20 protein-coding genes are annotated in these 23,906 nt (G+C 69.5%); 7 read left to right on the top strand and 13 right to left on the bottom strand.

The window, feature by feature from the left end; genetic code table 11:
• Positions 1–17: 17 nt before the first annotated feature.
• The 5 genes from BLP88_RS05680 to BLP88_RS05660 all read left to right on the top strand — a co-directional run bounded on the left by BLP88_RS05680 (position 18) and on the right by BLP88_RS05660 (position 5,454).
• Positions 18–1,385, top strand: a complete 1,368-nt coding sequence (locus tag BLP88_RS05680; RefSeq protein ID WP_074587603.1) for a DUF6421 family protein — start codon at positions 18–20, stop codon at positions 1,383–1,385.
• Positions 1,385–2,110, top strand: a complete 726-nt coding sequence (locus tag BLP88_RS05675) for an SDR family NAD(P)-dependent oxidoreductase (protein WP_074587602.1) — start codon at positions 1,385–1,387, stop codon at positions 2,108–2,110. Before BLP88_RS05680 ends, BLP88_RS05675 begins: the two co-directional genes overlap by 1 nt.
• A gap of 87 nt (positions 2,111–2,197) precedes the next feature.
• Complete coding sequence (locus BLP88_RS05670; protein ID WP_074587601.1) at positions 2,198–3,286, top strand: threonine aldolase family protein; 1,089 nt, start codon at positions 2,198–2,200, stop codon at positions 3,284–3,286.
• 94 nt (positions 3,287–3,380) lie between these two features.
• Positions 3,381–4,037, top strand: a complete 657-nt coding sequence (locus BLP88_RS05665) for a DUF3000 domain-containing protein (protein ID WP_074587599.1) — start codon at positions 3,381–3,383, stop codon at positions 4,035–4,037.
• A 91-nt stretch (positions 4,038–4,128) separates the two neighbouring features.
• Positions 4,129–5,454, top strand: a complete 1,326-nt coding sequence (locus BLP88_RS05660) for an HRDC domain-containing protein (protein ID WP_074587598.1) — start codon at positions 4,129–4,131, stop codon at positions 5,452–5,454.
• Here BLP88_RS05660 and BLP88_RS05655 read toward each other — a convergent pair.
• The 3 genes from BLP88_RS05655 to BLP88_RS05645 are packed head-to-tail and all read right to left on the bottom strand — an operon-like array spanning position 5,451 to position 8,548.
• Positions 5,451–6,134 carry a response regulator transcription factor gene (locus tag BLP88_RS05655; RefSeq protein WP_074587596.1) on the bottom strand — a complete coding sequence of 228 codons (684 nt, stop codon included), beginning with the start codon at positions 6,132–6,134 and terminating at the stop codon, positions 5,451–5,453. The two genes, BLP88_RS05660 and BLP88_RS05655, sit on opposite strands and share 4 nt — an antisense overlap.
• Positions 6,131–7,399 carry a sensor histidine kinase gene (locus BLP88_RS05650; protein WP_175453497.1) on the bottom strand — a complete coding sequence of 423 codons (1,269 nt, stop codon included), beginning with the start codon at positions 7,397–7,399 and terminating at the stop codon, positions 6,131–6,133. Before BLP88_RS05650 ends, BLP88_RS05655 begins: the two co-directional genes overlap by 4 nt.
• An 18-nt stretch (positions 7,400–7,417) precedes the next feature.
• The gene (locus BLP88_RS05645; protein ID WP_084110838.1) at positions 7,418–8,548 is read right to left on the bottom strand and encodes a hypothetical protein; all 1,131 of its coding nucleotides are present in this window, start codon (positions 8,546–8,548) and stop codon (positions 7,418–7,420) included.
• A gap of 167 nt (positions 8,549–8,715) precedes the next feature.
• Here BLP88_RS05645 and BLP88_RS05640 point away from each other — a divergent pair, with 167 nt between their 5' ends.
• Both BLP88_RS05640 and BLP88_RS05635 read left to right on the top strand, forming a co-directional pair.
• Positions 8,716–9,993 (top strand): thiolase family protein, encoded by a 1,278-nt coding sequence (locus BLP88_RS05640; protein ID WP_074587594.1) that lies wholly within the window; start codon positions 8,716–8,718, stop codon positions 9,991–9,993.
• Complete coding sequence (locus tag BLP88_RS05635; RefSeq protein ID WP_074587592.1) at positions 9,990–12,149, top strand: 3-hydroxyacyl-CoA dehydrogenase NAD-binding domain-containing protein; 2,160 nt, start codon at positions 9,990–9,992, stop codon at positions 12,147–12,149. Before BLP88_RS05640 ends, BLP88_RS05635 begins: the two co-directional genes overlap by 4 nt.
• A gap of 12 nt (positions 12,150–12,161) precedes the next feature.
• Here BLP88_RS05635 and BLP88_RS05630 read toward each other — a convergent pair whose 3' ends face one another.
• The 10 genes from BLP88_RS05630 to acnA all read right to left on the bottom strand — a co-directional run bounded on the left by BLP88_RS05630 (position 12,162) and on the right by acnA (position 23,807).
• Entirely contained in the window at positions 12,162–13,697 is a 1,536-nt protein-coding gene (locus tag BLP88_RS05630; protein WP_074587591.1) for an ABC transporter ATP-binding protein, read from the bottom strand.
• Entirely contained in the window at positions 13,694–14,467 is a 774-nt protein-coding gene (locus BLP88_RS05625) for an energy-coupling factor transporter transmembrane component T (protein WP_074587590.1), read from the bottom strand. Before BLP88_RS05625 ends, BLP88_RS05630 begins: the two co-directional genes overlap by 4 nt.
• Positions 14,464–15,300 (bottom strand): glycosyl transferase family 9, encoded by an 837-nt coding sequence (locus tag BLP88_RS05620; protein WP_074587588.1) that lies wholly within the window; start codon positions 15,298–15,300, stop codon positions 14,464–14,466. The genes BLP88_RS05625 and BLP88_RS05620 overlap by 4 nt, the downstream gene beginning before the upstream one ends.
• 74 nt (positions 15,301–15,374) lie before the next feature.
• Positions 15,375–16,433: a nucleoside hydrolase gene (locus BLP88_RS05615; RefSeq protein ID WP_074587587.1), complete on the bottom strand. Its 1,059-nt coding sequence runs from the start codon at positions 16,431–16,433 to the stop codon at positions 15,375–15,377.
• Positions 16,433–17,410, bottom strand: coding sequence for an aldo/keto reductase (locus BLP88_RS05610; RefSeq protein WP_074587586.1), 978 nt, complete (start codon positions 17,408–17,410; stop codon positions 16,433–16,435). The genes BLP88_RS05615 and BLP88_RS05610 overlap by 1 nt, the downstream gene beginning before the upstream one ends.
• A 38-nt stretch (positions 17,411–17,448) precedes the next feature.
• A complete protein-coding gene (locus tag BLP88_RS05605; protein WP_074587584.1) occupies positions 17,449–17,664 on the bottom strand; it encodes a helix-hairpin-helix domain-containing protein in 216 nt (71 codons plus the stop codon).
• Between the two features lie 33 nt (positions 17,665–17,697).
• Complete coding sequence (locus BLP88_RS05600) at positions 17,698–18,258, bottom strand: hypothetical protein (RefSeq protein ID WP_074587583.1); 561 nt, start codon at positions 18,256–18,258, stop codon at positions 17,698–17,700.
• The gene (locus tag BLP88_RS05595; protein WP_245679777.1) at positions 18,255–18,854 is read right to left on the bottom strand and encodes a ribonuclease FAU-1 family protein; all 600 of its coding nucleotides are present in this window, start codon (positions 18,852–18,854) and stop codon (positions 18,255–18,257) included. The genes BLP88_RS05600 and BLP88_RS05595 overlap by 4 nt, the downstream gene beginning before the upstream one ends.
• On the bottom strand, positions 18,851–20,824 hold the full coding sequence (dxs, locus tag BLP88_RS05590) for a 1-deoxy-D-xylulose-5-phosphate synthase (protein WP_074587582.1): 1,974 nt from the start codon (positions 20,822–20,824) through the stop codon (positions 18,851–18,853). Before dxs ends, BLP88_RS05595 begins: the two co-directional genes overlap by 4 nt.
• Before the next feature lie 172 nt (positions 20,825–20,996).
• Positions 20,997–23,807, bottom strand: a complete 2,811-nt coding sequence (gene acnA, locus BLP88_RS05585) for an aconitate hydratase AcnA (RefSeq protein WP_074587581.1) — start codon at positions 23,805–23,807, stop codon at positions 20,997–20,999.
• Between the last annotated feature and the right edge of the window lie 99 nt (positions 23,808–23,906).

Below are 23,906 nucleotides of genomic sequence, written 5' to 3'. Positions count from 1 at the left end.
GAAAGGCAACGTCAACGATGACCACCACCGCCACGGCGCCCCGCACCCGCATCACCGCAGAGAACCCGGCCTGGGGCTCCCTGAAGGCCGCAGCCACCGCGCTGCAGGCCCTGCAGGTCAAGGACGGTTCCGTCCCCGAAGCCACCGACCACGGGGCCGCCCGCGAGCACGTCGCCGCCATCATCGCCGCCGTCGAAACCCTTTCCCCGGCCTTCCCGCACGATGCCAGCTACCTGGAACTGCTGGTCAAGGACTTCGCCCGCTGGGCCGACTCCGGCTTCGGCGTCCCGGACTTCCTGGATTCCCTGATGGCTTTCCAGCCGCAGGAACAGCGCGTGGACGGCCTGCAGCACCTGGTCGTGTTCCCGATGTACACCCAGAACGGCAGCACCAACCGCCTTGTGGAAGCCGTGCTGCTTGAGGTCATCTGGCCCGAGTTCATCGGCGGCCTCGAAGCCGGCGACTACTCCAACAAGCTCTTCGTGCCGATCCGCTTCCTCGATTTCACTCCGGGCTACGACACCAACTCCGCCGTACTCTTCCCGGAGACCGTCGCCGTGCGCGAAACCCCCACCTTCACCTGGGGCGGCATCTTTGCCGACCGCGAAGCCGCCCGTTTCCGCCGGGTCCTCAAGGCCGCGGCGGAAACCACGCGCCTGGAACTGCCGGCAGACGCCGCCGAACTGCTGGACGACCAGGAGCTGACCCAGCGCGCCTTCGTCATGTGGGACCTCATCCACGACCGCACCCACATGCGCGGCGACCTGCCGTTCGACCCCTTCATGATCAAGCAGCGCATGCCGTTCTTCCTGTACTCCCTCGAGGAACTGCGCTGCGACCTGACCGCATTCCGCGAGTCTGTGAAGATCGAAAAGGACGAGGAAGCTTCCGAAGACGCCCGCAAGCACGCCAAGCTGGTGCAGTACGCGGTCATCTTCGACCGCATCTTCCGCTTCGCGATCACCGGTAACCGTGTCCGCAACTACGACGGCCTGGGCGGCCAGTTGCTGTTCGCCTGGATGCACCAGCACCGCGTACTGCACTGGACCGACAGCAAGCTCAGCATCGACTGGGACGATGTGGCCGACGTCGTCGTCGAACTCGGCGAGCGAATCGAGGAACTGTACTGGCGCTCCATCGACCGCCCCAAGACCGCGCACTGGCTTGCCGCGTACGAACTGATTTCCGGTACCGTTACCCCCAACCCTGCTTCGGTCTGGGCCAAGGGCCCCGACGCGCTGCCGCTGACCGGCGCACCGCGTGAACTGACCGACCAGGTCCTGGACGACGAATTCCCGCTGTCCATGTTCTACGAGGCATTGGAGAAGAAGATGCGCACTGTCATCGAATCCACCACCGGGATCACGGGATCGACGGCGGCCTGATGACCTCCCTGAATGTCCTGGTCACGGGCGGCAGCAGCGCGTCCGGCGTCGCTGCCGCCCGGGCCCTCGCCCTCGCCGGGCACCGGGTGTTCACCGTGGGCTCGGACCGCGGCCGGATCACCACCGCTGCCGAGGAAGCCGGCGACGGCGTCACTCCCCTGGTCTGCGACCTCGCCAGCTTGGACGCCGTGCGCGAACTCGCCGCCGACGTCCACGCCGCGGCAGGCCCGGTGGACGGCGTCATCCACCTGGTGGGCGGCTGGCGCGGCGCCACGGGCATCGAGGACCAGCCTGACGAAGACTGGGACGTCCTGTCCACGGGGGCCGTCACCACGCTGCGAAACGTTTCCCGCGTCTTCTACCGCGACCTGGCCGACTCCCCCGCCGGGCGTCTGGCCGTTGTCAGCTCGACGGCGGTTACCGCACCGACCGCGGCGGCCGCCACCTATGCCGCCGCCAAAGCCGCGGTGGAGGCCTGGACCTTCGCCGTTGCCGACGGCTTCCGGCGGGAGCAGTCCGGCGCGACGGCCGATCCCGTTGAACAGCACAGCGCCGCCGTCGTGTTCGTCGTCAAGGCGCTCCTCGACGCCGGTATGCGGCAGGCCCACCCGGAACGGAAGTTTCCCGGGTACACGGACGTGGAAGAACTGGCCGCGGCCGCCGTCGGGCTGTTCAAGCAGCCGGCCGCCGAAGTGAACGGACACCGGATCCGGCTGGTCCCTTGACACAGCACCGGGGCCGGCAGCAGTCCGGCTCCCCGGGGGCGGCCGCCACCGGCCGCCCCTCCTTAGACTGAAAGAGTGAACGAACCCATGACAACTGCCCTGCAGCAGTCCCCGGAAACCCTGGCCGGCCGGATCCACGATCCGGAAGTCCGGGGCTTCGCGTCCGACAACTACTCCGGCGTGCACCCCGAAATCCTGGCCGCGCTGGCCGCCGCCAACGGCGGGCACCAGGTTGCCTACGGCGAAGACGAGTACACCCGCAAGCTCGAGGGCCTGATCGCGGAGCTGTTCGGCGAGGGCGCCGAGTGCTACCCCGTCTTCAACGGCACCGGAGCCAACGTCCTGGCCCTGCAGTCCCTGCTGCCGCGCTGGGGCGCGGTGATCTGTGCCGGCACCGCGCACATCAACATGGACGAGAACGGTGCGCCGGAGCGGATCGGCGGCATAAAACTGCTGCAGGTCCCGGCAACGGACGGCAAGCTGACCCCGGAGCTGATCGACCGCGAGGCCTGGGGCTGGGGCGACGAGCACCGCGCGCAGCCCCTGGCGGTGTCCATCGCGCAGACCACCGAGCTGGGCACCTGCTACACGCCTGAAGAAGTCAAGGCCATTGCGGACCACGTGCACGCGCGTGGCATGAAGTTGCACATGGACGGTGCCCGGCTGGCCAACGCGGCCGCCCACCTCGGCCTGCCCCTGCGCTCCTTCACCCGTGATGCCGGGGTGGACATCCTTTCCTTCGGCGGAACCAAGAACGGCCTGCTCTTCGGCGAGCTCGTGATCGCCCTCAACCCCGAGGCTGCCCAGGGGCTGAAGTACCTGCGCAAGATGGACATGCAGCTGGCCTCGAAGATGCGCTTCATCTCGGCCCAGTTCATCGCCCTGCTGGAGGACGGACTCTGGCTGCGCTCGGCCGGGCACGCTAACGACATGGCTACCCGCCTGCGCGCGGCGGTGGACCGGATCGACGGCGTCGAGCCCACCCAGGCCACGGAGTCCAACGGCGTGTTCGCGATCCTGCCTCCGGGAGTGGCGGACAGGCTGCGGAACTCCTTCAAGTTTTACAACTGGGACGAAGCCACGGGTGAAGTGCGCTGGATGTGCTCCTTCGACACGAGCGAGGCGGATATCGATGCCTTCGCCGCCGCGATCCGGCGGGAACTTGCCGCGCAGTAAGCGCCACCTCCCGGGCGCACCCTTCGGGGGTGCAGCCTGGTCCGGGGCGGCGTGGCTACGGGATTTCGCCGCCCCGGACACATAATCTGCCAAGGTGAACGCTCTCTCACAGCTTCCTGAGGACTTTCTTCACGCCTTGGGAACACTCCGAAAGGCCCAGTGCCGGCCCGAGCTGAAGCTCGGCGAAATCCCGGCGCCCACCCGGCTCGCCCCGTACGCCGTCGCCATGGGGGCCGAGGTCTTCAGCCACGCACCCAGGACCCGCCAGAGGCCCGTCCACGGCCCCGCCGCGCTGGCCTTCGCGGCGGAGAGCCCGGCGTCGCCGGACGACGACGAGGACAGCGAACTCGCCACGGGCCGCTTCATCCTGCTGCACGATCCGGAAGGTTCCGCAGTCTGGGAAGGTGAATTCCGGATCGTGACCTACATCCGCGCCCAGCTGGAGCCGGACATGGGCAACGACGCGATGCTGGGGCCCGTCGCCTGGACCTGGCTGGTCGAAGCGTTGGAGAACCACGGCGCCCGCTACCGGGCGGCGGGCGGCACGGCGACCAGGATCCTCTCGGAGAGCTTCGGGACCCTCGCCGGCCGGCCGGAGACGATCGACATTGAGCTGCGGGCCTCCTGGACCCCCGTCACCCCCGACGCCGGGGCCCACCTCGAAGCCTGGTCCGACATGGTCTGCACCTTCGCCGGCCTTCCGCCCCTGCCGCCGGGAGTGACGCCGCTCCCGTCCCGGCGCCTGAACTGAATGCCCCGCCCCCGCATGCGCGCTCCCCTGCGGTCCGGCGCCGGCTGTTGCCATCCCCGGTCCGGGCAGAATCGCTAGACTGTAAGGCACCATGAGTCCTGAAAACCTGGAACCCAACACAGCCGGCGGCCCGGCTGCTGAACCCGCCCCCCACATCACGGTGGAAGGCTTCGACAACCCCATCCCCGAGGTGATCGACCTCGACGCCCCGCGCGAGGGCGTTCCGCTCGTCATCGACACGCTCGCCGGCCTGGAACGCTGCGCGGCGGCCATCGCCGCCGGAACCGGCCCCGCCGGGGTGGACGCCGAGCGCGCCTCCGGTTTCCGCTACGGACAGCGCGCCTTCCTGGTGCAAATCAGGCGCGAAGGAGCCGGAACCTGGCTGATCGACCCCGAGCCGTTCGATGACTTGAAGATCATCAACGAGGCCCTTTCCGGCGTCGAATGGATCCTGCACGCCTCCACGCAAGACCTGCCCTGCCTCGCCGAACTCGGCATGTGGCCGGACAAGCTCTTCGACACCGAACTCGCCGCCCGCCTGGCCGGCTTGCCGCGGGTGGGGCTGGCCGCCGTCATCGAACAGCTCCTGGGCTTCGGCCTGGCGAAGGAACATTCCGCGGCGGACTGGTCCACCCGGCCCCTTCCGGAGCCTTGGCTGCGCTACGCCGCGCTCGACGTCGAAGTCCTCGCCGAACTGCGCGAGGAACTGATCGAACTGCTTGAGGCGGACGGCAAACTGGAGTTCGCGGAGCAGGAGTTCGCCGGGATCCTCGCGAACGGCATCCCGGCCCCGCGGGTGGACCCCTGGCGCAAGACCTCGGGACTGCACCAGATCCGGGACCGGCGCCAGCTGGCAGCTGTCCGCGAGCTCTGGGTGGAACGGGACCAGCTGGCCCGCAAGCGTGACGTCGCCCCCGGCCGGCTCATCCCGGACTCCGCCCTGGTGGCGGCCGCCAAGTCCCTGCCCTCCACCGTTCCCCAACTGCTGGCCACCAAAGGCTTCCACGGCAGGGCGGCCCAGCGGGAAGCACCGCGCTGGCTGCGCTGCATCTCCGTCGCCCGCGGCCTGGACGAGCTCCCGCCACTGCACCTGCCCACCAACGCCCCGCCCCCGCCGCGTGTGTGGGCGGACCGGGATCCCGACGCCGCCGCCCGGCTGGCGACCGCCCGTCCCCGCCTGCAGGCGGCCGCGGAGGAACTGAAGCTGCCGGTGGAGAACCTCCTCACGCCCGACTACCTGCGCCGCGTGCTGTGGCGGCCGCCGTCGGACATCACCCCGGAGACCGTCGGCGCGGAACTGCGTGAACTCGGTGCCCGGGAATGGCAGATCGCCATCACGGCGCCGATCCTGGCCGAGGCGAGCCTGCACCCGGATCGGCTGCCGTCGAAGGACGCCAGGGAAAAGTCCGCCGGCTAGCCGCCGCTGGGCCGCGTGCCGGGTCTGATGAAACCCGTCTCGTACGCCAGGATCACCGCCTGGGTGCGGTCCCGCACGCGCAGCTTGCCGAGCAGGGAGGCCACGTGGCTCTTGACCGTTTCGGGGCTGAGGTAGAGCGCGGACGCGATCTCGGCATTGTTCCGGCCGGCGGCCAGTTCGGTGAGGACGTCCTTTTCGCGCGCGCTCAGCGTGCCAAGCAGCCTTCCGGCCGCTCCGTCGTGGCCCGGCAAGGTGAGTTGCCGTACGGCCTCGGGGAACACCACACTGTCCCCTGACGCGACGGTCCGCACGGCCTGGATGATCTCCTCCGGGCGGGAACGCTTGAGCAGGAAACCGGACGCACCGCAGCGCAGGGCCGCGTACACGTAGTCGTCGCTGCCGAAGGTGGTCAGGACGAGCACCTTCGGCCCGGCCGTCGCCCCGCCTGCGTCAACCGGCCGACGGCCTTCCAGGAGCAACCGTGTGGCCTGGATTCCGTCAATACCGGGCATGCGGACATCCATCAGGACGACGTCGGGGCGAAGCCGGGCGGCAAGGGCCGGCACCTCCGCGCCGTCCCCGGCTTCGCCGACCACCTCCAGGCCGGGCTCACCCTCGAGGATGGCCCGGAGTCCGGAGCGCACCAGCGGTTCGTCGTCCACGATCAGGAGCTTGGTCATTTTTCCCTGCTTCCACGAGTCCTGCGGCCACCCCAGGGCAGCTCGGCCGTCACTTGCCACATGCCGTCGGCCTCCCCGGCCCCGAACGTACCGCCGAGCAGCATGGCACGCTCCGCCAGCCCGGCCAGGCCGCGGCCGCCGGGAAGGCGCCGGGGGTCCGCAGCAGCGGGCACCGCCGTCGGGAGCTTGTTGGCCAGCCGGAGCACAACCGATCCGGCAGCGGCACTTCCATGCACCTCCAACGCCACGGTGCACGCCGATTCCGGGGCATGCTTGGCCGCATTGCTCAGCCCCTCCTGGACCATGCGGTAGAGCTCCCCGGCAACCGCGTCCGGGATCGCGGAAAGCTCCCCGGCCAGGCGGAGTTCGGCAGGCGGGCCCGGGGAACGGTGCCGGGCAATGAGTTCGCGCAGGCGCTCCGGAAGGCTGCCGGAGCCGTCCGTGGGGGCACGCAGGATTCCCAGGACGTAATCCAGTTCCTCCAGGGCTGCCCGGCCCGCCTGCTCCACCGCCGCCATGGACGCCGCGGCCTTGTCCGGCTCCGCCGCGAGCAGCCTGCGCGCCGCGGCCGCCTGGAGGGTGGTGACGGTGAGGGCGTGCCCGATCGAATCGTGCAGTTCCCTCGCCAGTTCATTGCGCCGGGCGAGCTCGCGGGCTTCCCGCTCGGCGATCGCGAGCCTGGCCTGCTCGGAGGGACCCAGCAGCAGCACGGCCCAGAGCCGCAGTTGGCTCGCCACGCCGAAAAGCAGGGCGAGGGCCGCCGCGCCCGCGGCCGTCAGGAGCCAGGCGGCGGCAGCGGTTTCGACGCCCGGGAGCAGTTGTCCGGTGAACGGAGCGAGGCCGGTGGTGCCGCCGCCGAAGAGCGCGAGGGCGATCGCGGCCAGGGTGGGCAGCACGAATCCCAGCACGGCAACGGCGAGCGCCCCGGACAGCAGGTGCACCAGGAACCAGAGCGCGCCGCGGGCGACGTCGGCCAGCCGGGTTGTCCCGGCAGGTTCCTCCATGGCCGTGCCGAGGAGCTCGTTGGCGGCGGTGCGTTCGAGCGTCCGCATGACTCCGAGGGTTGACGGTACGGCGAGCAGCCCGGTTCCGATCAGGAGGCCGCTCGGCACCGCCAGCGGGTTGGCGCCGGCAAACTGCCACAGTTGCACAATCCACAGGGCGACGGCGGCATAGGGCACGGCGAGCAGCCCGCCGATCATGAGGAACACGGCCGTCCGCGTCGCCGCGGACAGCCGTGCCTTGTTAGACCTCAAGTTCCCCACGGCCAACATTGTTCCCCATCAGCCGACGCGGTGGCACGTGGCGCAGGCGCCGCGCCGCCGCAGCCAGTACGCCAGGGTGGCCGCGCCCAGTGCCACGCCCCAGAGCGGCCAGAGGAAGGTTGGTCCCAGCGGCGCCCAGTTGGTAAGGCTGAATCCCGGGATGGTGCCTTCGGAGGGCAGACCGGCCATCATGAGCATGGTGACCGACGCCGGGATGATGGCCATCGCGACGAAGGCGGCCGGAACCACGGCCAGCCCGATCGGCACGCGCTTGCCGCCGGCACGGGGAATCCAGCGGGGGAAGACTTCGCCCCAGCGCTGGACCAACCCCAGAGTCAGCACGGAACCGAGGACCGCCATGCCACCGAGGCCCAGGGCGCTGGTGTCCATTCCCTGCCCCTGCATCCCGTCCAAGAGGGTCGGTTCCACGCCAAGCGGGATGCCGAAGGCCCAGCAGATCCGGGTTACGGCGTAGACCAGCGGGACGAACACCGCGACTGCCACGGCGCTGCGTCCCCAGCGGGCGGCAGCTTGCGCACTGAAGGGACCGTCCACCGTCCGCTCGCTGCGGCCGCATTTTGCACAGGCGTTCCGGGCCCGGCGGTTCACGGCGACTGCGAGCGCCGCCCACTGGGCAGCCCCTACGGCGAGGACCACCAGGTTCAACTGTGCGGGATCGAGCAGCCGGGGTATGGCCTGCTGGATCTGGGGATCGTAGGCGACTTTCGCGATGATCACCGGGATGTAGCCCAGGACGGAGAGCAGTCGGGCGTCCCCCACCAGGACCAGCGCCGTCAGGCCCATCACTGCCGCGATCGCCGTCACCGCCACCCGCAGGCCGGGAACTGACCGGTCCCGGTTGGCGGTGACGGCCGCGAGCGTGGCCAGCAGCGCGGCGATGCCGGCGAGCGCCGTCAGCCCCCAGCCAAGCAACGCGTTGGGTGCCTTGTAGAGCAGGGCCATGGAGTAGGGATCGCCGTCACCCACGGGAAACGGGCCGCCGGACAATCCCGCGATGACGCCGGCGAGCGCGTAGAGTGCGGCAAGGACCGCCGTCAGGGCCGCCGGCCTGCGCAGGGCTCTGCCTGCACGGGACGCTTCGGCCAGGGTGGTTGCTTCGTTCTTTGTGTTGCCTTGGTTAGTAGTCATGCTTCAACCCTCCCGCGGGCCGGTCCGCGCCTGATCCCCGCGACGGGTGGATGCGTTCCCCCGTCCGGGGGATTTCCGCCCGTTCCGCCGGCCTTGCCCCCAAAGTTACTCGCGAGTAACATTGTCCCGGAATCAGTCCTGAATCCCTGTCTCGAAGAGGAGTACACATGAGTCCCAGCGGGAACACACAGCAGCGCACGGTCCGCGACGTCGTCTTCGTCGACGGAGTGCGCACGCCGTTCGGCAAGGCCGGGGAGAAGGGCATCTACGCCGGGACCCGGGCCGACGACCTCGTGGTCAAGTGCATCCGCGAACTGATGCGGCGCAACCCTTCCCTGCCCGCGGAACGCGTGGACGAGGTGGCCATCGCCGCCACCACCCAGACCGGCGACCAGGGCCTGACCATCGGCCGCACCGCCGCCTTGCTGGCCGGCCTCCCCCGCACGGTTCCCGGCTTCGCGATCGACCGCATGTGCGCGGGCGCCATGACGGCGGTGACGACGACGGCGAGCGGCATCGGCTTCGGCGCCTACGACGTCGTGATCGCCGGCGGGGTGGAGCACATGGGCAACCACCCCATGGGAGCCGGGGCCGACCCGAACCCGCGTTTCATGTCCGAGCGCCTCGTGGATCCCGCGGCCCTGAACATGGGCAACACGGCCGAAAACCTGCACGACCGCTTCCCGGCCATCACCAAGGAACGCACCGACGCCTACGCCGCGGCCTCGCAGGCGAAGCTGGCAAAGGCCTACGCGCACAAGCAGATCCAGCCGGACCTGGTGCCCGTGGCAGCGAAGAAGCCCGGCGCCGGATGGGCCCTGCACAGCGTGGACGAACCGCCCCGGCCCGGAACCACCGTGGCCGACCTCGCCGAACTGCGCACACCGTTCCGCCCGCACGGCCGCGTCACCGCGGGCAATGCCGCGGGCTTGAACGACGGCGCGACGGCGGCGCTCCTCGCCTCCTCGGAGGCGGCGGAGGACCTGGGCCTGAACGTCAAGATGCGCCTGGTGGCGTACGCGTTCGCCGGCGTCGAGCCCGAGGTCATGGGCATCGGGCCGGTGCCGGCCACCGAAAAAGCCCTGAAGAATGCGGGCCTCTCGATCCAGGACATCGGCCTGTTCGAAATCAACGAGGCCTTCGCCGTGCAGGTCCTCAGCTTCCTGGACCACTACGGAATCGCCGACGACGACCCGCGGGTCAACCGCTACGGCGGGGCGATCGCCGTCGGGCATCCGCTCGCGTCCTCGGGCGTCAGGCTCATGAACCAGCTGGCCCGGCAGTTCGAGGAAGATCCCTCGGTGCGGTACGGCATCACCACCATGTGCATCGGCCTGGGCATGGGTGCCGCCGTGATCTGGGAGAACCCCCACCACCCGGACTACACTGCCGCCACCGGCACCACAGAGACCAGCAGCACCAACAGCAAGGGAGCCGCCGCATGAGCGCCGCAGATTTCCGCAAACTGGCCGACCTCTTCCCCGACGAAACGGTCACCCACTCCTACGTCCAGGACATCGTGCTCCCCGCGGTCGACGGGAAGGAGAGTGCCGGCACCTTCGCGCTGATCACCCTGGACAACGACCTCGACCACAGCAAGCCCACCACCCTGGGCCCGAAGACCTTGGTGGAGCTCGGCACCGTCCTGGAAGGCCTGAAGGAACGGGCCGCCCGCGGCGAGATCGTGGGCGTCGGGGTGACCGGCAAGCCGTACTTCCTGGTGGCCGGCGCCGACCTGTCCGCCGTCAAGACCCTGCGCGAGCGCGAACACGGGCTCTGGATGGCGCAGCTGGGCCACGACGTCTACGGCACCCTGGCCTCGCTGGGGGTACCGAGCTTCGCCTTCATCAACGGCCTGGCACTGGGCGGCGGCCTCGAGATCGCCCTGCAGTCCAGCTACCGCACGGTGTCCACCGGCGCCGGCGCCCTCGCCCTGCCGGAAGCCGTGCTCGGCCTTGTCCCCGGCTGGGGCGGGGTGTACCTGCTGCCGCGGCTCATCGGCCCCGAGAACGCCGTCAAGGTGATGATCGAAAACCCGCTGAGCAACAACCGCACCCTGAGCGGACCGCAGGCCTTCGAACTGGGCATTGCCGATGCCCTCTTCGAGCCCGCCGATTTCCTGGAACAGTCCATCGCCTGGGCCGCGCGGGTCATCGCCGGTGAAACGGTCCCGGAGCGCCGCAACGCCGTTGACCCATCCGATCCCGCCGTGGCGGAGCGCTGGGCCGCCGCCATCGAGGGCGGGCGGGCGTTCGTGGAGGCCAAGACCTCCAACGCCTCCCCCGCCCCGGCCAAGGTGCTGGACATTATGGAAGCCAACCGCACCCTGGGCCAGGCGGAGTCCGCGGCCCTCGAATGCGAAACCCTCGCCGGCCTGATGCAGACGGACGAGTTCCGTTCCACCGTCTACGCCTTCCTGGACCTGGTGCAGAAGCGCTCCAAGCGACCCGCCGGCGCACCGGACCGGAAGCTCGCCCGACCGGTGACCAAGGCCGGCGTCGTCGGCGCAGGCCTGATGGCGGGCCAGTTGGCGCTGCTGTTCGCCCGCCAGCTCAAGGTTCCCGTGGTCATGACGGACATCGACCAGGAGCGCGTGGACAAGGGCGTGGCCTATGTCCATGCGGAGGTGGACAAGCTGCTGGGCAAGAAGCGCATCAGCCCGGACGCGGCCAACCGCACCAAGGCGCTGGTGACGGGTTCGGTGTCCAAGGAGGCCTTCGCCGACGCCGACTTCGTGATCGAGGCGGTGTTCGAGGAGCTCAACGTCAAGAAACAGGTATTCGCCGAGCTGGAAGCCATTGTCTCCACCGAGTGCATCCTGGCCACAAACACCTCCTCGCTCTCCGTGACCGCGATGGCCGAGGGCCTCCGGCATCCCGAGCGCCTGGTGGGCTTCCACTTCTTCAACCCCGTGGCCGTGATGCCGCTCCTGGAGATCGTGCGCGCGCCCCAGACCGACGAGGCCGTCCTCGCCACCGCGTTCGAACTGGCCAAGGGCCTGAAGAAGACGGCGGTGCTGGTCAAGGACGCCGCCGCGTTCGTGGTGAACCGCATCCTCCTGCGCCTCATGGGCGAGGTAATCGCCGCGTTCGACGAAGGCACCCCCGCCGAGGTTGCCGATGATGCGCTGCGGCCGATGGGGCTGCCGATGTCACCCTTCACGCTGGCTGCGATGGTGGGCCTGCCGGTGGCCCAGCACGTGCAGGAATCCCTGCACGCCGCCTTCGGGGAACGGTTCCCGGTCTCACACAACCTGCAGAAGCTGATCGACAACGGCGTGAAAACCCTCTGGGTCGAAAGACCCGACGGCTCCCGGGTCATCCCCGAGGAGACGCTGTCCCTGATGTCATTCGGCAACTCCCCCTCCACCGCGGAGGAAGTGCTCCGCCGGACGCAGGAGGCGCTGGCCGAGGAGATCGGACTCATGCTCCAGGAGGGCGTGGTGGCAGGTCCCGAGGACATCGACCTCTGCGTCATCCTCGGCGCGGGCTGGCCGATGTTCCTGGGCGGGATCACCCCGTACCTGGACCGGACGGGCGCCTCCGAACGGGTCAACGGCAGACGCTTCCTGGCCCCGGGGATCGCGTCCGCGCCGGCCTAAACGCAGCGGCGGCTATTCCACCGGTGCCAGCACCCCGTTGTCGAGCCGGAGGAGCCGGTGCGCCCGGGCGCGGGCGTAGGCGAGGTCGTGGGTGACCATCACTACGGCCGCGCCGCGGGCGGTGGCCTCCGCCATGGCGGTGTCCAGGACCTCCAGGCCGTGCCGGTCCAGGCCGACGGTAGGCTCGTCCAGGGCCAGCACCGCCGGCTCCCGGGCGATCACCGTGGCCAGGGCCAGCAGCCGCCGGGACGACGCCGGCAGTTCCAGCGGGTGGCTGCCGGACTGCGCCTCGAGGCCGACGGCGGCCAGGGCGGCGAGCGCGCGTTCCCGCACCCGGGCATCTTCCGGGTTTGGCCGTAAAAGGCGCCGCTTCGTGCCCAGCCCGAAGGCTACTTCCCGCAGCGCCGTCCGTTCGAACAGCTGGAAGCGCGGGTCCTGGAACAGCAGCCCGACGTCGACGGCCAGGACTCCGGTAGGGATTCCGTGGGTGGGCAGCCCCTGGATCAGCACTGAGCCGGCCCGGGGCCGGAGGAGTCCGTTCAGCTGGCGCAGCAGGGTCGATTTCCCGCTGCCGTTGGGCCCGGTGACGGCCAGGACCTCCCCCGGCCGGACCGCAAGTTCCACGCCGCGGAGGGTTTCCCGTTCGGACGCCCCGGGTCCGTGATAGCCGAAGCGGACGCCCTTCAGTTCCAGGACGGGCGCAGCATCCGTGTGGCCAGAGTTGCGCACGGGACCCTGCGGCGCGGTGCCGGGCACTACGACGCCGGAACGCGCCAATGCGTCCCCGGCCAGCAGCGCGTCCGGTGGCCCGGCGGCAAGCTGACGGCCGCCTTCGGGCCCGCCGGTCCCCAGCACGGTCCATGAGGTGGCGGTACGGCTCAGCCCATCCACCGCCGAACTGAACACCACCACGGCCGTCCCATCGGCGGTCAGCCGCCACAGCAGGCGCTCAACCGTGCCGGCGCCGGCCGCGTCCAGGGAGGCGAAGGGCTCGTCGAGCAGGAGCACGGAGGGCTGCCCGATCACGGCGCAGCCGATGGCCAGGCGGCGGAGTTCACCGCCGGAGAGCGTGGCCGGACCCCGCCCCAACAGTCCGCCCAGCCCGATCAGTTCCGCGGTTTCGGCGATCCGGCGGCGCATCTCCGCCACCGGGACCCCGAGGTTTTCCAGGCCGAACGCCAGTTCGCCGGCCACAGTGTCCCGGACGGTGGAGAGCATGGCGGCGGCGTCCTGGGGCACGTAGGCGACGTGCGCAGCCCACGCTGCGGGGTCGATCCGGGGGTCGTCGCTGCCGCCGTCGAAGTCGACGCGGGCCCCGGCACCGTGAGCACCCAGTTCCAGCCGGCCCCGGAGCTCCCCTCCGTGGCTCCCGGGCAGCCAGGCCGCGAGGATCCTGGCCAGGGTGCTCTTGCCGCTGCCGGAGCCGCCAAGCACAGCCGTCAGGCTCCCGGCTTCCACGCTGAGGCGTACATCCCGAAGCGCCGGGGTCTGTGCTCCGTGGAAGCTGAACGACTCCACATGCGCCGCGAGAAGCGGCCCGTGGTTCATGCCCGCCCGCCAAACAGTGCCAGCGCCACCCGGACGGCCACGGCGGCAAGGCACAGCACGAGCAGCACGCGGCGAGCCGCCCACTGCGGTGCGGAATCCGGCACGGCGCCGAGGCTGCTGTGCCGCTGCCTGCCCGAAAAGCCCCTGGCATCGAGGGCCTGCGCCCGTTCCCCGGATTCGTGGACCAGGGACAGCACCAGCGGGACGGCCTGCAGGCGCGCGGCGAGAAGCCTCGAGGCCAGGCTCCGGCCAATCACGAGTCCACGGGCTTCCTGCGCGGCCCGGATCCGGGCGATCCGCTGCGCTGCCGCCGGCAGCAGGGTCAGCGCCGACACGATGACGAAGACAAGGCGTGGCGGGAACCCGCGGGCGGAAAGAGCCGTGAGCAGTTCCGGGACGCGGACGGTGAAGGAGAACAGCAGGAACGCCAGGACGAACACGCCGGTCCGCAGCCCGGCGTCGAGGGCGAAGAGCAGCCCCTCCCGGGTGACGGCCGCCGGGCCGAGAGCCATCAGCACCGTCCTGCCTTCGGGGAAGAACAATCCGTGCAGAAGCAGCAGCGCGGCCCAGAACGGCAGCAGGATGGCTGCGGCGGCGCGCAGGGCCGCGGCAGCCCGTACCTGCTGCAGCGTAAGGAAAAGCAGCCCGCATAGGACCGTAAGGGAGAAGGCCCACTGGGCTGCCGCCGTCGTGATGACCGCGACGGCGGCGGCGCCGGTGAGGGTGGTCAGGGGGTTCAGGCGCTCCAGCGACAGGCTGCCGCGGCTCATGCCTTGACGGCGGTCTCCCCGCCTGCGGGCACCCGGCCGGCCAGCACCCGGTGGCGGCGGACGAAGGGGAACTGGAAGGCGGTGCGGCGCGGCAGGGCATAAACCAGGAGCGCCGCCACGGTGAAGACGATCGCCTTGTCCGCGGGGTCGGAGATCAGTGCCTGTTTGGTGATGGCGGCGAGCAGCGAGTCGCCCATCGCGCGGAAAGCGGACACGATGGCGCCGGTGGCCAATCCGGATGTCCCGCCGAACACGAACGCGGCGATCGGCGCGGACACCACGCCGCCCAGCACCCCGGCGAAGAAGCCCGCGAACGGCACCAGGTAGAAGCGGCGGAACACGCCGGCGCGCGCGGCAAGTCCGGCCAGCCAGCCGATCAGGGCGGCCCCGGCGGCGAACGGCAGCACCGTCGGGTTGAACAGGGACCAGACGATGGTGCTCAGGGCTCCGGTCGCGGCACCGGCGGCGGGCCCGGCGAGGACCGCCACCAGCACCGTGCCAATTGCGTCCAGGTAGAACGGCACCAGCGTGCTTCCCACGAACTGGCCGAGCACGATGTTCAGGACCATGGCGATCGGGATGAGCACTACGGTGGAGGTGGGCAACGTCGGGAGAACGGCGACCACCAGCAGGACGGCGCCGAGCAGGAAGCCGCCCAGGGCGGCGAGTGCGGCCAGGCTGCCGGGGCCGGCGGCGATATCGGCCGGTTGCGTGAGTACCAGCACCACATAGGTGGCGATGATCGAGGCGGCACCCAGGATTTCGAGGAGGCGCCGGCGTTTGGGAGCTTCGGGCAGGAAGAGGGAGGGCTGCTGCGGTGACGGGGAGGCCATGGTGGGTCCTTGCTGGTTTCTGGCTGTGGGCTGTGCACGCGTTCCGCCTATGTCACCTCGGCGCAGGACCCATCCTATCCCCGCCCGGCGCGCTCCGGCCCGGCCACTGTCCGGGCCAGCGTACCCAGTGAACGGATCAGCTCGTCGAAGGCCTCCGCCGGGTGGTTCCCGGACACGATCCGGGCGTTCGGCGCCTCGCCCCAGAGGCCGCGGTAGTCGGCCACGGTGGTGCCGAACAGCCTCGACGCCGCGGTCTCCACGTGCACGGTGGCCGTGCGGGTCCCGTAGCGGACAGTTCCCGCCGCCACGGCGGCGGCGAAGTAGTCGTGGATGTGGGCGATGTAGCCCTGGTCATAGTCGCGGTGGAACTCGAAGTAGAAGCGGAGCATGTCGCTGAGGTGCCGGACCAGCGGGTTCGATGCCGTGCTCCGCTGCCCCTTCGGCTGGCCGGGCAGCACGGGTTCGGGAGCGGTGCAGCCGGCCTCCCGGGCGAGCGCTTCCACATGCTCCGGACGCATTTCGATCCGCTCCGTGGTCTCCAGCGCGCACACCACGGGGAGCTTCTCCCCGGGCAGCCCGGAGAACGCGGCGAACACCTCCGCCGCGGCGTGCGGGTCCACGTGGGTGTTCCATTCGGCGGTGGGCGTGGTGTTGCCCTGGTAGTAGTAGCTGCCGCCCATGATCACGACGCCGCGCAGCAGCTCCGGGAGCCGGGGCTCCGCCCGCAGGGCAAGGGCAAAGTTGGTCAGCGGTGCGGTCAGGAGCGCGGTGAGCTCCCCCGGCCGTGCCCGGGCCGCTTCGATCCAGAGTTCGACGGCGTCGCCCGGGTGCACGTTGCCCTGCGGTTCCGGCAACTCGGCATAGCCGATGCCCTGCGGTCCGTGGGTTTCCGGCGTGGTGACCAGGGGTATCTCCAACGGCGCCCGGGCCCCGATGGCGACGGGGACCTCCGGCCGGCCGGACAGTTCGAGCAGGGCGAGGTTGTTGCGGGCCACCTGGTCCGCATCGACGTTGCCCGGGGTACAGCTCACGGCCACCAGCTCCACGTGCGGCTGGCTGCACAGGTAGGCCAGGGCGAGGGCGTCGTCGATGCCCGTGTCGCAGTCCAGCAGCAGGCTGACCGGCTCCGGCATCAGAAGAGCGCGACCTTCGGTGTCGGCGGGAAGATGTCGTCCAGTTCGGCGCGTTCCTCGGCGGTGGGGACCCAGCGCACCGCGGCGGCGTTCTCGACGATCTGCTCCGGCCGGGTGGCGCCGGCGATCACGCTGCTGACGGCCGGCTGCGCGGCGAGCCAGGAGAAGGCCAGCTGCACTTCATTCAGGCCGCGTTCCGTGGCGAAGCGGCTGAACCGGCCCAGCTGTTCCCAGTCGGCGTCGTGCACAAGGTAGGTGCGGGTGTGGCTGAGGCGTGTGCCCTTGGGGGCCTGGCCGGGGGCGTACTTGCCGGTGAGCAGGCCGTTGGCGAGCGGGAAGTATGGCAGTACGCCCAGGCCGAATGCCCCGGCCGCCGGGAGGACTTCCAGTTCGGCGCGGCGGTCCAGCAGGTTGTAGTGGTTCTGGGTGGAGATGAAGCGGGCGCCGCCGCCCATGCGGGCCACGTATTCGGCCTCGGCGATCTGCCAGCCGCTGCGGTTGGAGTGGCCGAGGTAGCGGACCTTGCCGCTGGTCACGAGGTCGTCCAGGGCCGAGAGGGTTTCCTCGATCGGGGTGAGCGGGTCCGGCGTGTGGTACTGGTACAAGTCGATCCAGTCGGTGTTCAGGCGGCGCAGCGACGCCTCGACCGCCTGGACGATGTACCGGCGCGAACCGCGGGCGCCGAAGTCCTTGCCGTTGGCGCCCTTCATGTCCATGCCGAACTTGGTGGCCACGATGGCGTCGTCCCGGCGACCCTTGAGTGCCTTGCCGAGCATCGTTTCGCTGAGGCCCGGTTCCTTGCCGTAGGTGTCCGCGACGTCGAACAGTGTCACCCCGGCGTCAAGCGCGGCGTGAACGACGGCGTCAGTGCCCTTCTGCGATTCGGTGGCGGTATTCGCCCGGCCCAGGTTGTTGCAGCCAAGCCCGACCACGGAGACGGTCAGTCCGGAGTGTCCAAGACGGCGGTGTTCAGTCATGCTCTCCAGCCTAGCCTGCGGTGTGGGCGCCGCCGGGTTCAGGACGCGAAGCTGATACCGGCTTCTTCCATGGCGTCCTGGAGCTGCGCCATCGTCTTCGGGCCCATGCCGTGCAGCCCGGCGATCCGTTCCTCCCCCACTTCCGCGAGCTGTTCCAGGGTTTCCAGGCCCTCGTGGGCCAGCGCACGGCGGGCGGGAGCCGAGATTCCCTTGGGCAAAGGCGTGTGACCCGGCCAGTTGCTCTTGGATGTCACAAGGGATTCCCTTCCAGGCGTGGAATGTGGTCCTTAGAGGGTAAAGCCCGTGACGTTTTTGGGCGAGTGCTTGAGCTTGAACGCCTCCGGGTCCGCATGCGGCGCGGCGGCGATGCTGAGCTTGGTGAAGTCCAGGTCTTCGCCGCGGATGCACACCTTGATGGCATTGACGGCCTTGTTCACGTCCGGGCAGAGGCAGAAGATGTTGAGCCTGGAGTTCCCGATTTCGGAGCGTTCCACGGTGCCCAGGCCGCGCCAGGCCAAGGCACTGCGCAGGGCCGCGCTTGCCTTGCGCTCCAGGTAGCGGTCGCGTTCGGTGCCGTCCTTGGTCTTCAGCGCGAACTGGGCGACCAGCCAGAACTGCTCGGATTCGGGCAGCTCCGCGTAGCCGTCCTCCGCGCACTGAGCCTCGAACGCGGCCAGGAGCCCTTCCGCGGCGTCCTCGTCGTCGACGTCGGTGGCGTCCGTGCTGCTCTGGTGCCCCACGGTGCCGTGGTTGATGACGAACTGGCCGAAGTCCTCGTCGTACCAAGCCTCGCGGAACAGCAGTACGCCGTCGTCGTCGTGCTTGTAGCTGCGGATGATCCCGCTCATGCCCGTCCTTTTCCGAACCATGCGGCGCAGGTGCTCGTGGGCCCGGTGCCGTCGAAGGGTTCCTGGTGTGTGAGTACTTCCTGGTACAGCCGGCCGGCCTCGGCGCGGATGGCGGCCACAGTGTCTTCGGGGTAGCCCATGGAGAGCCGGTGTTCTTCGAACTCGTCCTCGTCGTCGATGAATACGCCGTGCTTGGTGGAGCGGATGACGTCCAGGTCCATGTCGATCAGGTGGAACTCCGCCACTCCCCCGCGGATGGTCTTCCAGCCGTGGCCCAGTGCCAGGTCAAGGTAGATCCGAAAGTCGCCCGGGTAGCTGTCGTCGTAGAAGGTGGCAACGTAGTCGCCGCTGCGCGGGACCAGCAGCACGGCGTCGGAGGCCGTGTAGAAGGCCGCTCCCGGCCGGGAACAGAATTCGTTCTTGCCCTGGAACACCCACCAGCCGTGGATGTCCTCGCCAAGGTAGCGCCCGGGGACCACCCAGTGGGCGGTGCCGTCCCACTTTCGGTTGCGGGCCACCACGAGGTCGCCCGGCTGCAGGCCGTCCGGGTGCCGCGGCCCTGCCGCGCCGTTCACAGCGGGTTCGACGCTCTTCACAGGGTGGGCAGGCTGCCGGTGGTGGGGTGCGCCTGGCCCGGCAGCGGCCGGGCGAAGGGTACCTTCGTCCCGAGGACCTGGGCCACGATGTCGTGCGTGATCTGCTGGGCGGTGAGCCCGACGCGTTCCAGGACCTGGCTGCGGGTGCCGTGGGCAAGGAACTCCACGGGCAGGCCCACCTCGTTCAGGGCGGTGTCCACGCCGGCCGCCCGCATCTCCTGCCGGATCCGCGAGCCGACGCCGCCGGCACGCACGCCGTCTTCGATGCAGACCACCAGGCGGTGCCGGGCCGCGAGGGCGATGATGGATTTGCGCACGGGCAGCACCCAGCGGGGGTCCACCACGGTGGAGCTGATGCCCTGCGAGCCGAGCCGGGCCGCGACGTCGAGCGCGAGTTCGGACATCGCACCGACACTGACGATCAGGACATCGTTCTCGGTGGAGCCTTCGGGCCGCCGGGCGAGCACGTCCACGCCGTCGGAAAGCCGCTCGATGGCCTCGACTTCCTTGCCGACGCTGCCCCGGGAGAAGCGCACCACGCTGGGGGCGTCGCCGATCGCCACGGCCTCGCGGAGCTCTTCCCGCAGGCGGGTGGCGTCTCGCGGTGCCGCGAGGTGCAGCCCGGGCACGATCTGCACCATGGCCATGTCCCACATGCCGTGGTGGCTGGCGCCGTCGGGCCCGGTGACGCCGGCCCGGTCCAGGACGATCGTCACGCCGGCCCTGTGCAGGGCGACGTCCATCAGGAGCTGGTCGAAGGCCCGGTTAAGGAAGGTCGCGTAAACGGCGACCACGGGGTGCAGGCCGCCGAAAGCCATCCCCGCGGCGGAGGTGAGGGCGTGCTGTTCGGCGATGCCGACGTCGAACACGCGCTCCGGGTGCCGGGCCGCGAACTTGTGCAGGCCCACCGGGATCAGCATCGCGCCGGTGATTCCGACGATGTCCTTGCGTTCGTCGGCGATGTCCGCGATTTCCTCGGCGAACACGGAGGTCCAGGACTGGGCGCCGGGAGACGCCGTGGGCTCGCCGGTTTCGGGGTCAATGACGCCGACGGCGTGGAACTGGTCGTCCTCGTGGGCGCGGGCCGGGGCGTAGCCGTGGCCCTTCTCCGTCATGGCGTGCACGATCACCGGTCCGCCGTAGTGGCGGGCCGTGGTGAGGGCGTTTTCGAGTGCCTGGAGGTTGTGCCCGTCCACCGGGCCGATGTACTTCATGCCCAGGTCTTCGAACATGCCCTGCGGCGCCCACCAGTCCTTGATGCCCTTCTTCATGGCGTGCAGGCTCCGGTAGGTGAACTGGCCGAGCGGGCCGCCGTTCTGCAGCCGCTTCTTCCACCTGTCCAGGGCCACCTCGTAGGCCGGGGTGGCGCGGAAAGAGTCGATGGTGGGGCGCAGCGAGGCGAGGTAGTCGGCCAGGCCGCCGACGGTGGGCGCGTAGGAGCGGCCGTTGTCGTTGACCACGATCACCACGCGGCGGCGCTTGTCCGCGGCGATGTTGTTGATGGCTTCCCAGGCCATGCCGCCGGTGAGGGCGCCGTCGCCGACGACGGCCACCACGTAGCGGTCCTCTTCGCCGGTGAGCTGCCGGGCGCGGGAGATGCCGTCGGCCCAGGACAGGGAGGAGGAGGCGTGGGAGCTTTCGACGATGTCGTGTTCGGACTCGCCGCGGTCCGGGTATCCGGAGAGGCCGCCTTCCTGGCGGAGGGTGCTGAAGTCCTGGCGCCCGGTGAGGAGCTTGTGCACGTAGGACTGGTGCCCGGTGTCGAAGACGATGCTGTCGCGGGGAGACTCGAAGATCCGGTGGATCGCCATGGTCAGCTCGACGACGCCGAGGTTCGGGCCGAGGTGGCCGCCGGTCTGGGCGACGTTGGTGATCAGGAAGGACCTGATTTCGCCTGCGAGCTGTTCCAGTTCAAGGGTGCCCAGCGTGGCCAGGTCCTTCGGAGTCCGGATTGTCTCCAAGAGTCCCAACGGCCCCTCCTTAGGTGATTGACGTGCCCGTTAACTCTACCGCCTCGCCTGTACGCCCCGTTCCCGCCGCTGGCCGGACGCTCCGCGGACACTCGCCCGGACAAACGCGGAACGACGGCGGCCCGGCCGGTCAGAAGACCAACCGGGGCCACCGTCGTCGTGCTCTTGCGTGCTAGTTCGCCGAGATCTGCCGCAGCACGTACTGCAGGATGCCGCCGTTGCGGTAGTAGTCCGCTTCACCGGGGGTGTCGATGCGCAGCACGGCGTCGAAGGACTTGGAGCTGCCGTCCTCGGCCGTGGCGGTCACCTTGAGCGTCTTGGGCGTGGTGCCGTTGTTCAGCTCAGTGACGCCCGCCACGGAGAAGGTTTCGTTGCCGCTCAGGCCCAGGGTTCCGGCGGATTCGCCGGCCGGGAACTGCAGCGGCAGGACGCCCATGCCGATCAGGTTGGAGCGGTGGATGCGCTCGTAGCTTTCGGCGATGACGGCCTTGACGCCCAGGAGCGCGGTACCCTTGGCAGCCCAGTCACGGGAGGAGCCGGAGCCGTATTCCTTGCCTGCCAGGACCACCAGCGGGGTGCCGGCTGCCTGGTAGTTCTGGGCGGCGTCGTAGACGTAGGCCTGCGGGGCGCCTTCCTGGGTGAAGTCCTTCGTGAACCCGCCCTCGACGCCGTCGAGCAGCTGGTTCTTGATGCGGATGTTCGCGAAGGTGCCGCGAATCATGACTTCGTGGTTGCCACGGCGGGAACCGTAGGAGTTGAAGTCCTTGCGCTCCACGCCGTTGGCCAGCAGGTACTGGCCGGCGGGGGTGTCCGACTTGAAGGAGCCGGCCGGGGAGATGTGGTCGGTGGTGACGGAATCGCCCAGCTTCAGCAGCACGCGTGCGCCCTGGATGTCCTGGACGGGGTCCGGCTGGGCCTTCATGCCTTCGAAGTACGGGGGCTTGCGGACGTAGGTGGAGTCCTCGGCCCAGGCGAAGGTGTCACCGGCGGGGGTGTCGAGTGCCTTCCAGCGCTCGTCGCCGTCGAAGACGCCTTCATAGCCCTTGGCGAACATGCCCTCGTCGATCGAGGAGTCGATGACCTCCTGGACCTCGGTGGGGTTCGGCCAGATGTCCTTCAGGAAGACCTCGTTGCCTTCGGAGTCGGTGCCCAGGGCGTCGGTCTCGAAGTCGAAGTCCATGGTACCGGCCAGGGCGTAGGCGATGACCAGCGGCGGGGAGGCCAGGTAGTTCATCTTGACGTCCGGGTTGATGCGGCCTTCGAAGTTGCGGTTGCCCGAGAGGACGGCCGTGACGGAGAGGTCGTTGGCCTGGATGGCCTCGGAGATTTCCGGCTCCAGCGGGCCGGAGTTGCCGATGCAGGTGGCGCAGCCGTAGCCCACGATGTAGAAGCCGAGCTTCTCCAGGTACGGGGTGAGGCCGGACTTCTCGTAGTAGTCGGTGACGACCTTCGAGCCCGGGGCGACGGAGGTCTTGACCCACGGCTTGGCGGCCAGGCCCTTGTTCACGGCGTTGCGGGCCAGCAGGGCTGCGGCAAGCATGACCGAAGGGTTGGAGGTGTTGGTGCAGGAAGTGATCGAGGCGATCGACACGGCACCGTGGTCCAGTTCGAACTCGCGGCCGTCGGCGGTCTTGACGTGCACCGGCGAGGACGGGCGGCCGTGGGAACCGTTGGCGGCGGACTCCACACGGGCGGTTTCCGTGGTGTGGGCGTCAGCGTGCGTGAAGGACGGGGCGTCCGAGGCCGGGAAGGACTCGGCCAGGGACTCGTCCACGCTGCCGTCGGCAATGTTGACGTAGTTGTGGATGTCCTTGCGGAACTGCTCCTTGGCGTCCGAGAGCTCGATGCGGTCCTGGGGACGCTTCGGGCCGGAGATGGACGGGACCACGGTGGACAGGTCCAGCTCGAGGTATTCGGAGAAGCGCAGTTCGCGGGAAGGATCGTGCCAGAGGCCCTGTTCCTTGGTGTACGCCTCCACCAGGGCGACGTTTTCCTCGGAGCGGCCGGTGAGGCGCAGGTAGTCCAGGGTGACGTCGTCGATCGGGAACATGGCGGCCGTGGAACCGAATTCCGGGCTCATGTTGCCGATGGTGGCGCGGTTGGCCAGCGGCACGGCGGCAACGCCTTCGCCGTAGAACTCGACGAACTTGCCCACCACGCCGTGCTTGCGCAGCATTTCGGTGATGGTCAGGACGACGTCGGTGGCGGTGGCGCCGGCCGGGATGCTGCCATTGAGCTTGAAGCCCACGACGCGCGGGATGAGCATGGAGACCGGCTGGCCGAGCATGGCGGCTTCGGCTTCGATGCCGCCGACGCCCCAGCCCAGCACGCCCAGGCCGTTGACCATGGTGGTGTGCGAGTCGGTACCGACGCAGGTGTCGGGGTAGGCGCGCAGGACGCCGTCCACTTCGCGGGTCATGATGGTGCGGGCCAGGTACTCGATGTTGACCTGGTGCACGATGCCGGTTCCCGGGGGGACGACCTTGAAGTCGTCGAATGCGGTCTGGCCCCAACGCAGGAACTGGTAGCGCTCACCGTTGCGCTGGTATTCGATTTCCATGTTGCGCTCGAGGGCGCCGGCGTTGCCGAACACGTCGATCTGGACGGAGTGGTCGATGACCATTTCGGCCGGGGCCAGCGGGTTGACGCGCTTGGGGTCGCCGCCGAGGTCCTTGACGGCTTCACGCATGGTGGCCAGGTCCACGACACAGGGGACGCCGGTGAAGTCCTGCATGATGACGCGGGCGGGGGTGAACTGGATCTCGGTGTCGGGCTCCGCATTCGGATCCCAGCCGGCCAGGGCGCGGACGTGGTCGGCCGTAATATTGGCGCCATCCTCGGTCCGCAGGAGGTTTTCAAGCAATACCTTGAGGCTGAACGGAAGGCTGTCTGCGCCCTCTACGGAGTTCAACCGGAAAATTTCATAATCGGTGCCGGCTACATTCAGTACGCCTTTGGAACCGAAGCTGTCCACAGTGCTCATGGCAGGACTCCTCTCGCAACAGCTTTCATCTTTGTCGCGCGGGTCAGCGCTATCTAGTTAGGTAAACCTAATTCGAGCGCCGGACATCGTGGCCTGCCA

The sequence above is a fragment of the Arthrobacter cupressi genome, from assembly GCF_900099975.1.
GTDB classification, from domain to species: domain Bacteria; phylum Actinomycetota; class Actinomycetes; order Actinomycetales; family Micrococcaceae; genus Arthrobacter; species Arthrobacter cupressi.
The sequence above is the reverse complement of the archived record's forward strand: the minus strand, read 5'-3'. Positions and strand labels throughout refer to the sequence as shown.

Excerpts from the sequence above, each read along its gene's own strand:
- BLP88_RS05680 (WP_074587603.1), top strand. The coding sequence starts at position 18 with ATGACCACCACCGCCACGGCGCCCCGCACCCGCATCACCGCAGAGAAC.
- BLP88_RS05675 (WP_074587602.1), top strand. The coding sequence starts at position 1,385 with ATGACCTCCCTGAATGTCCTGGTCACGGGCGGCAGCAGCGCGTCCGGC.
- BLP88_RS05670 (WP_074587601.1), top strand. The coding sequence starts at position 2,198 with ATGACAACTGCCCTGCAGCAGTCCCCGGAAACCCTGGCCGGCCGGATC.
- BLP88_RS05660 (WP_074587598.1), top strand. The coding sequence starts at position 4,129 with ATGAGTCCTGAAAACCTGGAACCCAACACAGCCGGCGGCCCGGCTGCT.
- BLP88_RS05655 (WP_074587596.1), bottom strand. The coding sequence starts at position 6,134 with ATGACCAAGCTCCTGATCGTGGACGACGAACCGCTGGTGCGCTCCGGA.
- BLP88_RS05645 (WP_084110838.1), bottom strand. The coding sequence starts at position 8,548 with ATGACTACTAACCAAGGCAACACAAAGAACGAAGCAACCACCCTGGCC.
- BLP88_RS05640 (WP_074587594.1), top strand. The coding sequence starts at position 8,716 with ATGAGTCCCAGCGGGAACACACAGCAGCGCACGGTCCGCGACGTCGTC.
- BLP88_RS05635 (WP_074587592.1), top strand. The coding sequence starts at position 9,990 with ATGAGCGCCGCAGATTTCCGCAAACTGGCCGACCTCTTCCCCGACGAA.
- BLP88_RS05630 (WP_074587591.1), bottom strand. The coding sequence starts at position 13,697 with ATGAACCACGGGCCGCTTCTCGCGGCGCATGTGGAGTCGTTCAGCTTC.
- BLP88_RS05625 (WP_074587590.1), bottom strand. The coding sequence starts at position 14,467 with ATGAGCCGCGGCAGCCTGTCGCTGGAGCGCCTGAACCCCCTGACCACC.
- BLP88_RS05620 (WP_074587588.1), bottom strand. The coding sequence starts at position 15,300 with ATGGCCTCCCCGTCACCGCAGCAGCCCTCCCTCTTCCTGCCCGAAGCT.
- BLP88_RS05615 (WP_074587587.1), bottom strand. The coding sequence starts at position 16,433 with ATGCCGGAGCCGGTCAGCCTGCTGCTGGACTGCGACACGGGCATCGAC.
- BLP88_RS05610 (WP_074587586.1), bottom strand. The coding sequence starts at position 17,410 with ATGACTGAACACCGCCGTCTTGGACACTCCGGACTGACCGTCTCCGTG.
- BLP88_RS05600 (WP_074587583.1), bottom strand. The coding sequence starts at position 18,258 with ATGAGCGGGATCATCCGCAGCTACAAGCACGACGACGACGGCGTACTG.
- acnA (WP_074587581.1), bottom strand. The coding sequence starts at position 23,807 with ATGAGCACTGTGGACAGCTTCGGTTCCAAAGGCGTACTGAATGTAGCC.